The 14,535-nt window shown below is 40.5% G+C and carries 7 protein-coding genes; 1 reads left to right on the top strand and 6 read right to left on the bottom strand.

Features of this window, described 5'->3' with window-relative positions:
* Window positions 1-12: 12 nt before the first annotated feature.
* Complete coding sequence (locus H6G41_RS14300; RefSeq protein ID WP_190746845.1) at window positions 13-1,287, top strand: O-antigen ligase domain-containing protein; 1,275 nt, start codon at window positions 13-15, stop codon at window positions 1,285-1,287.
* Between the two features lie 130 nt (window positions 1,288-1,417).
* Here the strand turns inward: H6G41_RS14300 and H6G41_RS14295 are convergent, their stop codons facing one another.
* The 6 genes from H6G41_RS14295 to H6G41_RS14270 form a co-directional block, all read right to left on the bottom strand.
* Entirely contained in the window at window positions 1,418-1,822 is a 405-nt protein-coding gene (locus tag H6G41_RS14295) for a phosphomannose isomerase type II C-terminal cupin domain (protein WP_190746844.1), read from the bottom strand.
* 137 nt (window positions 1,823-1,959) lie between these two features.
* Window positions 1,960-3,303 (bottom strand): sorbosone dehydrogenase family protein, encoded by a 1,344-nt coding sequence (locus tag H6G41_RS14290; RefSeq protein WP_190746871.1) that lies wholly within the window; start codon window positions 3,301-3,303, stop codon window positions 1,960-1,962.
* A gap of 156 nt (window positions 3,304-3,459) precedes the next feature.
* Window positions 3,460-5,778, bottom strand: a complete 2,319-nt coding sequence (locus H6G41_RS14285; protein WP_190746843.1) for an NACHT domain-containing NTPase — start codon at window positions 5,776-5,778, stop codon at window positions 3,460-3,462.
* Between the two features lie 233 nt (window positions 5,779-6,011).
* Entirely contained in the window at window positions 6,012-7,205 is a 1,194-nt protein-coding gene (locus H6G41_RS14280) for an EAL domain-containing response regulator (RefSeq protein WP_190746842.1), read from the bottom strand.
* A 9-nt stretch (window positions 7,206-7,214) separates the two neighbouring features.
* The gene (locus H6G41_RS14275; RefSeq protein ID WP_190746841.1) at window positions 7,215-10,286 is read right to left on the bottom strand and encodes a PAS domain S-box protein; all 3,072 of its coding nucleotides are present in this window, start codon (window positions 10,284-10,286) and stop codon (window positions 7,215-7,217) included.
* Between the two features lie 1,175 nt (window positions 10,287-11,461).
* Window positions 11,462-14,302: a family 10 glycosylhydrolase gene (locus H6G41_RS14270; RefSeq protein ID WP_190746840.1), complete on the bottom strand. Its 2,841-nt coding sequence runs from the start codon at window positions 14,300-14,302 to the stop codon at window positions 11,462-11,464.
* Window positions 14,303-14,535: the final 233 nt, after the last annotated feature.

Raw genomic sequence — 14,535 nt, 5'->3', positions numbered from 1 at the left:
GCGCCAACTGAGATGAAAAAAAAGCAGATTAATCCAGATGATATTTATCCGCAAAATGTACCAGAAAAAGTAGTTTGGTGGGCAGTTTCTAACACCTATTTTATCTGGATTTTCGGTGGGCTGTATGTGGTTGGCGCTCTCATGGGTTGGATACTTTTACTATTTCTATTAATTAAAATACTGGCGCAAACTCAAGACACGCCACCAGAAGAAAAAATTTCTATATCTTGGATTCTTTGGGTTTGGGTGATTGGGATGATAGTGATGGAAATAGCTTTAATAGCTGGTCATTTAGATTACAATCTCCCAACTGGTTTAATTATTAAATCTTCTATTGGCTGGGCTAAAGGTTGGGCTGCACTTGCGCTTTACCCTTTAGCAGGATGTTTAAAGATTCGTCCACAAGTAGTTTATCGAGCAGTTTGCATTGTTGGTTTTCATACCCTGTTGATTACCCCTTTTTTACTGTTAACTCCTTCTTTGCATTTACCCCAAATTCTTTATGTCTCACCACTAAAAGCTGTAGGGGGGCCAGGTAATGAATTTTTTGATGTCCCTCTTTATGAAATTGACGGTAGCACAGGTGATTTACGTTGGCGGCTATTTACCCCTTGGGGGCCCGCATTGGGTTTTGTTGGTAATGTAAATTTTATGCTCGCCTTGCAAGAAAAAGATAAAAAATGGCGTTGGTTTGGATTAATTGGTTCAGTACTAATGTGTCTTGTATGTAAGTCACGTTTGGCTCAGGTTTGCATTGTCATTATTCCCTTACTCACAAAAATTCTTTCTAGTTTAAATCGTCCACAAATATTAATTGGACTAGGATTTGTTAGCTACCTAGGTGGTATTTTTTCTCCATCTATTATTATGGCTGTCAATAACTTTTGGGAAAATTTCAAAGCAGCAAGAGCGGGATCTACAAGGGTGCGTATGGCGCTAAAGCGAATTGCTGTAGAGCGCTGGAAAGCTGAAGCTCCAATTTGGGGACATGGTGTAGTTGAAGATGGCCCCCACATTGTTGAACATATGCCTATTGGTTCACACCATACATGGGCTGGAGTATTATTTGTTAAAGGAATTGTGGGATTTATGGCACTTGCTATCCCAATGGCTTTAAGTTTTTTCTATTTATTAATTAGGTCAATGGATAGTAGACGCCCAACTGCAAAAGTGGGGCTAAGTATTGTAATGATTCTTTTTCTTTATACCTTTGGAGAGAATTTAGAAATATTAGTTTATTTATATTGGCCGGGATTGTTGGTAATGGGCATTGGTTGTCAAGAATGAGAAGTCAGTCCAGATAAAATTTGTTTCATCACCATGTAGAAAATAGAAAAAACAAGGAGAACTTAAATTTTAGATTTTGAATCTTCAATCCAAAATCCAAAATCTAAAATCTAAAATTCAATGAATTGTCTTATACTTCGTTTACAGGTTTCACCAAATTTAAATCGTAAGGACGCTCAATATCATCCTCACCTAAATATTCACCATTTTGAATTTCCAAAATTACCAGGGGAATCGAACCGGGATTTTCTACTTTATGGAGTGTTGCCGCCGGAACATAGGTAGACTCATTGCGATTCAATAATATTTCCTGCTCACCACAAGTAATCTTGGCAACACCAGAGACTACAACCCAATGTTCATGGCGGTGATAATGGATTTGTGGTTTAATACCATGTCTCGGTTTGATTTCTACACGACTAATTCTATAGTTATCACCCTCTTCTACAACCTCTACATTTCCCCAGTATCTTGCACCGGAATGGTCAGAAGATTGAGTACTATTTGATTGATTGTTGTTCTCATGCTGTGTCATATCTAATTTTTCCACCTAATAGTTTTCACTATATGTTTTTTCCATAATTTAGCCTAAAACAGGCGAAGCAATCAAAGGATATTAAAACATCACCAGCATTTCCTAATCCCTAGCCCCTAGCCCCTAGCCTCTAGCCCCTAACCCCCCGTATACTGAATCCGATAAATGCGATTATTGGCTTCTTCAGTGACTAATAAACTGCCATCAGGTAATACAAGTAAGCCTACTGGTCGTCCCCAAGTAGTTGGTATAGATGGATTTAGCAAGAATCCAGTCAGGAAGTCTTCATAGTAACCTTGCGATCGCCCATTATTATCGAAAGGGACAAATACAATTTTATAACCAGTGCCGCGATCGCGGTTCCAAGAACCACGAAAAGCGACAAAAGCACCGTTACGATATTTCAGAGGAAAGGTTTTACCATCATAAAACTGCAAACCCAAGGCGGCTGAGTGCGCCTGAAACAACACATCTGGTGTTCGAGTCTGGGCTACCAAATCAGGGCGTTTGCTTTTGTTATTGGTTGTCTGACGGGGGTCGAGATTATTTGGTGTCAGATAAGCATAAGGCCAGCCGTAAAATTCTCCCTGTTGCAGGCGTGTCAAGTAATCTGGTACTAAGTCATCGCCAATTCCATCCCGTTCGTTAACCGTAGTGTAAAGTTCCTGGGTTACAGGGTGAAAGTCCAAACCGACTGGGTTACGCAAGCCATAAGCAAAAATCTGCTTTTGCGAACCATCCAAATTCATCTGCTGTACTGAAGCCCTAGGTAAAGATTCTTCATCTACATTCGATTCTGAACCAACAGAAACATATAGTTTTTTACCATCAGGTGAAACTACTACGTTCCTTGTCCAGTGCTGGTTATACCCGCCTCCAGGTAAATCAGCAATTTTTTTACCTGTACCAGTGAGTTGTTGTTGACCTTGATTGTAGGGAAACTGTAGCACAGCGTTTGTATTGCCCAAAAAGAAGGAATTACCAGCAAAAGCCATACCAAAAGGTATATTTACTCCATTTGTCGCACTGGCAAAAGTCTGGCGCACATCAGCTACCCCATCACCGTTGCTATCCCGTAACAGCTGAATGCGATTTTGCCTAGTTTCCGTTACTAAGACATCCCCATTCGGAGTTAAAGCCAGCCAACGCGGCGCACTTAAACCTTCAGCAAAGATATTCACTGTAAATCCTGGTGGGACGCTCAGCACTGGATTTTCTGGAATAGGCACAACCTCCGGACTTTTGGAAGCGCTATCTGTAGCAAAAGGCGCGGGTAAATTTTTCAGGTTAATCCGGATTGGTGTGGGTGAAAGCGGTTCAGTACGGATAATATTTTTTGATGCTGTTGAATTTTTTGCTGTTGGAACTGAAGATGTAGATGGTTGCGGTGTGACATCATCCAAGGAAGCGCGAGTCTGGTTACAGGCTGTAAGTGCAGTAAATAACAATAATAGTGGCAACAAATGGTGAGGGAATTTCATCATTAGAGGCTTGCAAAAGTGGCAACAGAATCGCTAGCTAGTAAATATTACTTTTGAGTGTAGCGAAAATGTTGAAATTATCCATCCCTCTGGGGAAAGGGGCAAAAAATTCAAAATTAAGAAATTTCCCATGCCCTATGCCCATAATCATAACCATTAACTAAAAGGCAACAGTAAACTATTTTTAATTGATTCCCGCAGGTTTGGGGTGACTTCAGCAGAACTATTGAGGCAATCTAATAGTAGTTGATTAGCATACCAATACTGTTGTAATTCTTGCCAATCTTGTTGATTAAACTGCCAAGCCTGTCCAATTTGGCGTGAATTTATCATCAGAGTTCGCAATTGTTCAATCCAAGCTTCTCCATTATTTTGCCACCATATTTTTAATGTTTCTCTACTTTGTTTTTGTGAGGGTAGCTGTTTTTCTAAATCTTGTAGCGATGTTTGTAAAGATGGCTGTTCCTTCAACAAATGTTTTAGATCAAGAGCTAAACTTAAAGCAAACAAGCGTTGGAAAAATATGTCAGCAGTCATGGTTAAGCTGACTGCAAGGGCATGAGTTAAGGCTAAATCTAAGGCTAAATCATTCGAGAGATTTCCTGCTAACCGCCCATCTAAAGATATGGCAAAAATCTGATTGCGAGCTAGGGGATGTTCTGGTGGTAAAGCAATAGTAAAGTAAAAGGCACGGATACTAGCTGGATGATAATATTCCTTGATAGCAGAAGATTTTTCTATTACCCAATTAATAAAATTGTTTAATTTTCCCTTGGTGCTGGCTAAAGAATCAATTTTTTGCTTCATTAGCTGCAACAAATCATCAGCAGGTTTTAACATCCCTATAGTGAGTAAAAATATTTCTCTCCACCGTTCTTCATTAATGCGATCAACTAGTTCTTGGAGGGTGAGAATATTAGCATTGGCAGAAATTTCTCTGGCTGTGAAATACTCTTGAAATGTTAAATGAGAAAAGGAATAAATTCCTCTAGCTCTTTCAATTAACAATCCATGTTGGGCTTCAATTGATTTTAATACAGCCTCACTTTCTAATTCTAAAGCATCTGCATCTTTTGTTGATTGGGGAAGCTGAGATAAATAGTCAGCAATGAGTTGCCTCATTTTATTTTCTGGGAGAAAATACTGTCCTTGTGCAAAAGTAATTGCGGCTATGTGACTCAAGAGTTTAATTTTTTGCAGTAGTGATAAATTGCGATAAACGCGATCGCGTTTAATTCCTCTGGCTTCATCCCAACGAATAAGTAATAAATCTAATCCTTGTTTATACAGTTCAGCACGTTGAGCCGGAAAATCTTCAGCAAACTGAAATAATAAACAGGTGAGATTTAATAAAATTGGTGTAGCTGCCAATTCCAAAATGGGAGCATTTTCTGGCAGTTCCAATTTTTGCATAAACTTATGTGCCAATTCCTGGGCTTTGGCTGGAGGTTTCTTAGCTATTACTAAAAACCATTTGTATGCAAAGGTGATAATTTGTAATTTTGTAAAATCCGCAATTTCAACTTCAATAAAACCTTGAAATCTATAATGTTGGGCGGCGATACGGCAAGTAATTATAATTTTATTTTGATGGAAATTTTCAATAAATTGGCGGATATTTTTGGTAATTCTTTCGCTATCTTCTTCAGAAACCTCATCTAAAGCGTCTAAAAGAATTAATACTTTTCCTTGAGATAATATTGTAATAATTTCCTGTTCGGTAATATTAAAATGTGCAAAACTATTATGAATATAACTGACTAAATTAGTATGGGGTAAATCTTTAGTATCTTCAGCTAGGTTTTTCAAATTGATAAAAATTGGCAAGCAATCTGATTGGAACAATCCTTGATTGCAGCTAATAGCAATTGACTGTAAAAATGTCGTCTTACCAGAGCCGGGTTTGCCTAAAACCATCAGCTTAGAATATTGTAAAACCGCTTCTAGTCCACCCACTCGCTGTTGTCGGACTTTACCTAAGCCAAATCTATCAAATTTATCGGAGTCAGACTGTTGTAGTTCATGAATATCTACCCAGGTTTTACTACTCATTTCCTCCAAGATATTGACATCTACGTAAAGTTCATTTAAGGCAATGGGACGGGCAATATCTAGAAGATGCAAAGTCCCGCACTGGGCTTGGATTTTGCCATAGTGAATAGAACGCAGCCTGTCTACTAGACTGTGAATATTTAAATTGTTCTGGAAAGCTTCCTGGGCTGGTTTCTCTACAGGAATAACTTCTTCTTCTGGAGACTTTTGTAAGATTTCTGCTGGATCTAATTCTAAAGCCAAGCAAATCTCATTAAAGGCTTGGCGATCAATGGGTTTACCAGTAAAAAACTTCCAAATAGGCTGACGAGTTTCCAAGCCAACAGTCGCAGCTAAATACTCTTGCGTCCAGCCTTTACGCTTAAACGCCAGTTTAGCTTTTCTAATACCTTCTACGGATGCTTGTAGCGATCGCTTTGCCATTCTTCTAATCGAGAAATATATAATGTTTTAGTTTTTCGTATACAAAATAGACAAGTTATACAAGTTGGACGTTAACTGATACTGGAAACATAACACAATCACCAAGACAACTTACTTATAATAGTCTCAAGTCAGCCAATTCTACATACCCAACTAGCTTATGGCATTGCTAAACAATATTTTGCCTTGTCGAGCAATGCCGAAGCTTTTTATTTTAAACAGGTTGATGTTATTTAGAAAAAATTTTCCAATTCTGCTGCTGGTAGCGGACGGCTCAAAAGAAATCCTTGCATAGCATCACAGTTATTTTGGCGCAAGAAATCAAGTTCTGCTTCTGTATCTACACCTTCAGCTATGACTCGCAAATTAAGATTGTGAGCCATTTGAATTACAGCTTTGGTAAGTGCGGCTTTTTCATCATTTGAGTCTACATTGTGAATGTAGTATCGCCCTATTTTTAATGTATTAATAGGTAATTCTTTGAGGTTGGTTAAGGAAGAATAGCCAATACCAAAGTCATCAATGGCAATTTTGACGCCTAAAGAACATAATTTCTGCATAATAGCGATCGCTTTATTTAAATTCTGCATAATTATATTTTCGCCAATCTCTATTTCTAAGCGTTCTGGTGCTAATTTATTTTTGATTAATAACGCGGAAATATCTTCGATAAAAATTGGGCAGTAAAATAGACTGGCAGAAACATTGATGTTAATTGTTAATGACAAAAAATCTAGATTATACTGCCACATTTTAATTTGTTCGCAGATACTGCTAAAGACCCAATTTTCGAGGGGTAAAATTAAACCCTTAGCTTCTGCAACTTCCATAAATTCTAGTGGCGGTACTGAACCTAATTCTGGACTTTGCCATCGCAATACATTTTCAGCAGCAATAATTTTTCCGGAAGCAATATCTACTATTGGTTGATAATACAACTCAAATTCTTGAAATTTATCTTGTTTCACTACTCGCTGGAGATAAACTTCTAATAATTGCATCTTTGGTGAGTTAGCCATAGGTGCAGGCTGAGTTGATAACAAGTACTTTTTTAATGCAGCTTGTTTTTCCAGACGGTTGACAATCGCACTCAATAATTCAGCGCGGGTAAATGGCTTAGTGAGGTAGTCATCGGCTCCCATATCCATCCCTTGGCGAAAGTCAGCTTTAGCAGATTTAGCCGTGAGAAAGATAAAGGGAATTGTTGCCGTTAAGGGGTCTTGACGTAATGTGGTTAACACGCCATAACCATCAATTTCTGGCATCATCATGTCGCATAAAATTAAATCGGGATTTTCCGATGCTGCTAAATTTAGCCCGATTCTGCCGTTAGCTGCGGCAATAGTATCAAAATCTTCAGCCTCTAATAAATCTAAAATATTTTCTCTAACTAATTCTTCATCTTCAATAACTAAAATTTTTGTCATAGTTTTAACCTATGGTAAGTTGTTTATTTGTGGTTTATTTAATGGCATTATGACTTTAAATTTTGTGCCAACTCCTAACATGCTGTCAACAGAAATTTCTCCCCGATGAATATCCACACACTTTTTAACAATTGCTAGCCCTAATCCCGTACCCAGAATATTATCTACATTACTTGCCCGATGGAATGATTCAAATAGATGTGGTATGTCTTCAGGAGGAATACCTATACCTTGGTCTTGAATTTCAAATATTACTTGCCCATTTTGGCAATTGAGAGTGAATTCTATATTGCTATTAGAGGGGGAATATTTGATGGCATTTCTCAGTAAATGAGTCAGAATATGTCCTAACAAATTTTTATCCATAAAGCATTGGATAACTGGCAATTGGCTAGTAAAAAATATCATCTGCTGAGCATTGTGTTCTAGCTCAACTTCTGCCACCAATTGACCGCAGTATTCAACTAAATCAAAAGCTGTGGGTTTAAATTCCAATATTCCCGATTCTGCTTTGCCAATAAACAAAATATCATGCAACATTTCAGTCATGCGGTTGACAGCAGTTTGGATACGTTGCAAATGAATAATTTGTTTTTCTTCAGTCCATTTATGGCGATAATGTTCTAATAACTCGGCGGAAGAAAGAATGGTACTCAACGGCGTGCGGAATTCATGGGAAGTCATGGAAATAAACCGAGATTTGAGATCGTTGAGTTCTTTTTCTTTTTCTAGAGCTACAATCAGCTCCTGTTCTAATTGGTTTTGTTCTGTAATATCTGCCCAGTAGCCAACAAATTCTACTGACTTACCAGCCTCATCTTTGACTAACCTACCTGTATCATACACCCAACGATAGTTGCCGTCTTTGTGTAAGAAGCGATATTTTAAATTGTAGTCACCTTGCTCTAAAGGTTGGGAAAGGTGAGCAAACACCCCAGATACATCATCTGGGTGGATATGACTCGACCAAAAACTGCTATCTTCAATAAATTCCCTGGCTTCATAGCCCATCATTACCTTGACATTTTCACTGATAAAAGTTGCACCAAAATCGCCTGAATTTTTGCAAGTGTAGATGACGGCGGGAGTAGCGGAGAGTAAGTATTGCAGCCGTTGTTGGCTGACAAGTAGTGCAGTTTCTGAAAGTTTGCGTTCGGTAATATCTGTTTGAATGCCGATGTAGTGGGTCAGGGTGCCCGTAACATCATAAACTGGAGAAATGTTTAACTCATGCCAAGCGACTCCCCTATCTCTGCGGTAGTTACGGAGAATTACGGTGCAATCTTGACCGGTTTGCATTGCGGCATTGAGTTTTTGTAAATCTGGGAGATTAATTTCATCATTGTGGAATAAACCAAAGCTTTGTCCAATAACATCGGCTGCACTGTAGCCTGTCATTTGCTCATAAGCAGAATTGACATAGATGATTGGGCCGTTAGGGATGCTAGCATCAGCAATAATAATGCCATTACTGCTAGCGGCGATCGCGCGATCGCGCAGTCTTAAACTTTCCTCTGATAGCTTGCGTTGGGTAATATCCTTATAGATACAGACTATGCCTACAGTTTTATCCGTAGCATCTTTGAGGGCATCAGCACATAAATATACTTGTAAAAGCCTGCCACTACGGACTTGCATTGTTACTTCACCACGCCAAGATCTACCACTTTCGAGAGTATGCAGTACTTGTTCATAATCTGCTTGCTCGGTGAAAATAGCGGATATTCCCCCAATGGTTTGTAATTCTTCTAAAGTGTACTCATACAGTTTGGTAAATGCTGGGTTAATATAAAAAGTTTCCCCACCAATATTGCCCATACAAATAGCATCACTGGCGCTTTCAATAGCTTTGCGAAACCGTAATAATGATTCTTCAACTGATTGCCGTTCGGTAATATCAGTAGAGATGCCACAAATAGCATAAGTTACGCCACAAGCATCTTTCAACGGAAAATTAATTGTTAAATAACTGCGTAATTCATCAGCGTGGGGGACGACTTCTTCCACAGTTATGGCTATACCGTTGCTAATTACACGTTGGTGATTACCTGCAAACTGATCGGCAATTTCTTGACTCCAAATCTCATAAATACTTTTACCGAATATTTGCTCTTGTTTAATATTAAACAGCTGTTCATATTGCTTATTAATTAATAGGTATTTATTGTCAGTATCTACTACATAAATTATTGTGGGAGAGTTATCTAAAATTGCTTGCAGCAGCTGTTGAGTGTTGTGTAATGATGTTTCCGCTTGTTGACGCTGGGTAACATCGCGACTTATACCTCTGTAACCTTGGAATTTACCTTCCGAGTCAAAGAAGGGGACACCACTAATTTCTAGCAAAACTAAATTGCCATTGTGATGAATCTGGGTATTCTCCAGATATTGGAATGCTTGGGGTGTGAGAAAAATGGCCGTAAAGTTTTCTGCAATATCTGGACGATCCAATTGCATAAACTCCAGGGGGCTTTTTCCTAGGACTTGTTCTGGTTCATAGCCTAAAATATCTCTTACCTTAGGGCTGACGTAGGTATAGCAGCCATTTTTGTCTACTTCCCAAATTAAATCGCTGCTGGTTTCTACTAAATTGCGGAAACGTTCTTCACTATTTCTGAGTGCTTCTAGGGTAAGTTGGCGATCGCTTAATCCTGCTGGCTGCTGGTTAATATTAATACTATTGTCTAAAAGTTGATAAATACTTTCCTTGGAGATTGTACCAATTAGTTGACCTTGTTCATCGACAACGACAAGCAAACCCAAGGCTGATTGACGCAATTGGGACAGCACTGTTGTGAGATCCTCTAGTTGCGATTGCTTGAGGGCGATCGTTAGAGGGTGCATTACTTGATCGACTTTGGTGCTTTGGAGATCGATTCCTGAAGCTACAAGCCTGACGACTTCTTTCTCTGTCAACCATCCGACTATTTGTGCAGCTGAGCCAATTACAGTACTTTTACCTTGCTGCGCCATCAAGGCGATCGCGTCAAACAATGATGTTTCTGGTTCAACCGTTAAAGGTGAAAAATCAATTATTGACTCTAAGCATTTTAGCCATAGAAGCTGCGGGATGGCTTGCATATGTTATTTCAAGCAGATTCTTGTTAGTGTGTTTTGGTTTTGGATTTTATTAAGTAAACTAGCTCTTTCGTCTGGGATATTTACAAGCAATCAAGATAACAGTAAGCTAATGGGCGTCTAGATTGCATAAGCCCTAATAAGGGCTGTTAAGTGTTGACAGCGCCGCACTGAGCCTATCGAAGTGTTGACTGTTAATTGTCATCTGTCAACAGCCCTCACGATGGATTGTGCAACTTAAAAGCAGAATAGCTTAGTGACTGTCAATTAGTAAATCTGGTGAATTTAGGCAGCAAATAATCTTGGTATAAAAAACAATTGATGTTTTTAGAATTTAGCATTTTTTATCTCATAAATTGTCAATTTTTATGAACTTGGCTGACCATAGATATAGCAAGTTATATTGTCTCTGCTTCAAGAGCGATCGCTCAGGCAGCATAGGAGTAAGTGAGTAGAGGGTTGGCATAGATTGGGAACCGATCGCTACTTAGATAGACTTGATATCAAAGATAATCTAATAATTCTAGATAATACGGAACCTACTGACAAAGCGTGGTTGATAGAAATGACAAAAATAGTATAAGCTAATCCTTCTAACAGTCAACTCTAGATAAATATACATGCACGCAGATAAATACCAGCGTTTATGAGCGTTTATCAGCAGTTGATTGAACTATTAGCAATTCAATCTCATCAAGGTGAGAGAAATTCAGCCCCTACAAATATATTTGTAGTTTTTTTTGAGAAATTGGTACAGTGAATTTACTAGAGCTGGGAAAATGGGCATGGGAAAGACAGATTTTCATGCTTGATTATGCCAAAACCTGGCGTGAATGGCTAACTTGAAAATGGGCATGAGGCATTGGGCATTGGGCATGGGAAAGACAGATTTTCATGCTTGGTTGTGGATTTTTTCCATGATTGACTAACTTGAAAATAGGGGCTAGAGGGGGCAGGAGGCAGGGGGGATGAGAAATAATGAAGCAATGCCCAATACTTCTCTTCTCCCAAGGGGAGACGCTGCGCGCTATGCCGTAGGCTTTACGAGACGCTCCGCGTAGCTTGCTTCTCCGCAGGAGTACGACTTCGCGGTAGTTGAGCATAGTCGAAACTCAGTACAAGTGCCCAATGCCCAATGCCCAATGCCCAATGCTCCATGCCCAATACCCAATACCCTTTTAAGGACGCGATAACATGTGTCGTTCGCCGTAACGCAATAACCTTTCAATAGTTGCTAAGCGATTTTCCCAGACTTTGACTTGATAGGGATTGTTGATGGCTTCTTGGCGCATCCAGATTCGCAATTGAGACTGGAAACGAGTTAGGGAAGCCTTGGCTGCAATAAATTTACTGGCTGAAGGTGCAGCCGCAAGCTGACTTAAAGCTGTTTGTAAAGCTTGTGCTTGATTATTAAACTGAGCAATCTCCGTTGCAGACATGCTGAGTTGTTCGTTTTGCAAAATCAGCTTCCATTCCCGTTGTAAGGTAGCGTAACGCACGACCGCAGTTTGAAAAGGTTGGCGGTGAGGAATGGGTTCTTTAGTTATCGGTTGTAATTTTCCTTGGGTATTACTAAAGAGTTGCTGTAACTCGTTGTTCAAGTTTTCGGCGGCAAAAAGTGCATAACCGCTGACAGGTAAATCTCTGACTAATTGCAGTTGATCGAAGGCTCCAACTGTGGGCAAGGAAAGTAAGCGAATTCCTGGTACTAATAAAGTTGCCCCTAATTTTGTGGAAGTAATCCAAGGTTGTGCTAGTCGTTGAAAACGGGGAGTATCTAAAGCGTAAGTCATGGGTACAACTAAATCTATATCTCCCTGTCTCGCCCAAACTTCCCAATGCTGTTGGATTTTCTGTACCCGTTCTATTTCTGGTAAGGGGAATACAGCAACCGATAAAATTAGGTTTGGTCGCTTTTGGCGTAACTGCTGTGACAGTTGGGCAACAAATGTATTTACTTGTTCGGTACGAAATGCTGTCCATTTTTGCCACAAATCGCGATCGCTTGGCGAAACTTTCAACGGATCTACGCCTGTACGTTGCTGAAACTGCTCTCTGGCTGCTTTACCATAACCGTACATTCTCCCGGCGGCTGGGTCTTGGAAGGGATAGCGAATGTAGTCTAATTGAATCCCATCGACTTGATAACGAGTGACAATTTCTTCGTAAAGTTTGAGTAAGTATTGCCGTAGTTGGGGATTAGCTGGGTCGAAGAATGGTTTAGTTTGACCGACAGGAATGATGTTGCCTCGATTATCATAATTCGCCCAATCGGGATTAGCTGCTAGTACTGGGCCGAGATAATTAGATGGCTGGTTGAGAACTTCGTTGTGGCGTTGATTTCCCGCTGCAAATACCCACACCCAGGCGTGTAATTCCATACCTCTAGCGTGAGCTAATTTGACTGCGGATGCTAAGGGATCCCAACCGCGAATTAAGGGGTTTTGTTGGGGTGCAACTTGGCTGGGATAAATGGGATAACTAGCATTAACTGTTTCAAAAAATACAGTGTTAATCCCTGCTTGAGAGAGGCGATCGAAAATTTGGGCGAGTCCCTGTTCGCTACCCGCACGGACAATTGTTCCCCGATCCAACCACACTGAACGGATTTCCGGTTGAGCTAATCGACGGTCGAGGGGAAACTGTTTCCATAACATGGCTTTGGCTTTCAGCCACTGCTGACGGGCTAAAGCATAGTTTCCTTGAGCAATCAACTGGGGTATGTTTTTGGCAATTTCTCTGGCTTGGGCGATCGCTTGTTCGCTATCTGGGATGGCTATCCCAGATCTACTGGCAACGAAACCAGTCCGATCTACTTTTAGTCCTGGGGTGCTACTTGCTGTGTTTTCTCCCTCACCAGAAGCGGAAACGGTGGCGGCGATATGAGCGCTTTGTACCCGTCCAATGAGATTTTCTAACTCTTGCTGAAGGGCGATCGCTTCCACTCTCCCAATCGGCGCATTGGAATTGGGTACCACATCCAAACGCACTGCTTCTTCTAGTTCGTCAATCGCTTCTCGCGATCGCTGGGGTGTCATATTTCCCAGGGGTCTGGGTTGGGGAGCAGTGGCAATCGCAGCTGGTTGGGGATTCTTGGCTGGGGAGTTTTGCGGGGTGGGAGTTGGCGATTTGGGTGTAGTTGGTTGTAAGGCTGTGGGCGATGTCGGTGGTTTGGGTGTGGTTGGTTGTAAGGCTGTGGGCGATGCTGGGGTTTGGGGATTAGACTTTTTGAGCGCCACTTCTACGGAATTAGCACAGCTAGGTGAGCCACCTTCGACTTTTCTGCTAGCGCTGGGAGGTAATTTCATGTAACGCTGAATAGAAGCTTGTAACCAAGCCCGATCTAATTCGGCGGAGGTGACTGTATCCACTCCCCAACGCCAACCTAACAAAGTAGATCGGTCGGTTGTCACCACAGCGGCGGGACTATCTTGGGCATTCCAAACAGCCGCCGGTGCACTCAAGCTTTCCCCGACTAATACACCGCCATGCACTTTACCATAAAGTCTCTCTTGGTTGAGCCATTCTTCTGGTAGCTTGGTTTTTGTGGGTTGTAACTGTTGTGTTTGACTGAGGCTGAATCCCCAGTAACCGCCTAACAGCGTCCGCAATAGCTGACGCACTCCTGATGCAGACAGACTACCTACAGGGCCGCTAGCAATTAAGCGTCCGCCTTTACTCATCCATTCTTCTAAGGCGATCGCTTGGGCTGGCGTTAAAGTCTCCACATTCGGCAAAAATAATACCCGGCGATCGCCCCAATCTGCCGGACTTCTAACATTATCCAGTGCAATTACACAATATTTCACCCCTGCTGCTTGCAAGCGGCTAGCGATTGTAGACCATTGATTACTATTATCTTGACTATAGACTATACTCAATACTGGTTCTTCATCTGCCGCTGTTGCTGGTAGAATTCCCAAACTATTTATTAATAAAAATTGCAAATTAAAAATGAAGAATCCGGCTTTTTTAATTATTAACTGTATATTTGTAATGCGATTTTCCTGATTCTTCACTCCTCACTCCTCACTTTATTAGTTATTTGTCAAAGGTCAACGGTTAACGGTCAACCATCAACCGTCAACAGTTAAGTTTTATACTTTTGACTTTTGAATTTTGACCGGATCAATTTCAAGTTTTCGATTTTAGATTTTAGATGATTTAGGTTCATCTATAGGCGTAAGCTGAACAAATCCTGGCATCTGAAAATTTTTAGATGCAAAGATTTTTTCTTCCCAATCCAAAATCT

The sequence above is a fragment of the Tolypothrix sp. FACHB-123 genome, from assembly GCF_014697075.1.
Taxonomy (GTDB): Bacteria; Cyanobacteriota; Cyanobacteriia; order Cyanobacteriales; family Nostocaceae; genus Aulosira.
The sequence above is the reverse complement of the archived record's forward strand: the minus strand, read 5'-3'. Positions and strand labels throughout refer to the sequence as shown.

What these genes read in the sequence shown, in the direction of transcription:
- H6G41_RS14300 (WP_190746845.1), top strand. Translation starts at nt 13, where the DNA reads ATGAAAAAAAAGCAGATTAATCCAGATGATATTTATCCGCAAAATGTA.
- H6G41_RS14295 (WP_190746844.1), bottom strand. Translation starts at nt 1,822, where the DNA reads ATGACACAGCATGAGAACAACAATCAATCAAATAGTACTCAATCTTCT.
- H6G41_RS14290 (WP_190746871.1), bottom strand. Translation starts at nt 3,303, where the DNA reads ATGAAATTCCCTCACCATTTGTTGCCACTATTATTGTTATTTACTGCA.
- H6G41_RS14285 (WP_190746843.1), bottom strand. Translation starts at nt 5,778, where the DNA reads ATGGCAAAGCGATCGCTACAAGCATCCGTAGAAGGTATTAGAAAAGCT.
- H6G41_RS14280 (WP_190746842.1), bottom strand. Translation starts at nt 7,205, where the DNA reads ATGACAAAAATTTTAGTTATTGAAGATGAAGAATTAGTTAGAGAAAAT.
- H6G41_RS14275 (WP_190746841.1), bottom strand. Translation starts at nt 10,286, where the DNA reads ATGCAAGCCATCCCGCAGCTTCTATGGCTAAAATGCTTAGAGTCAATA.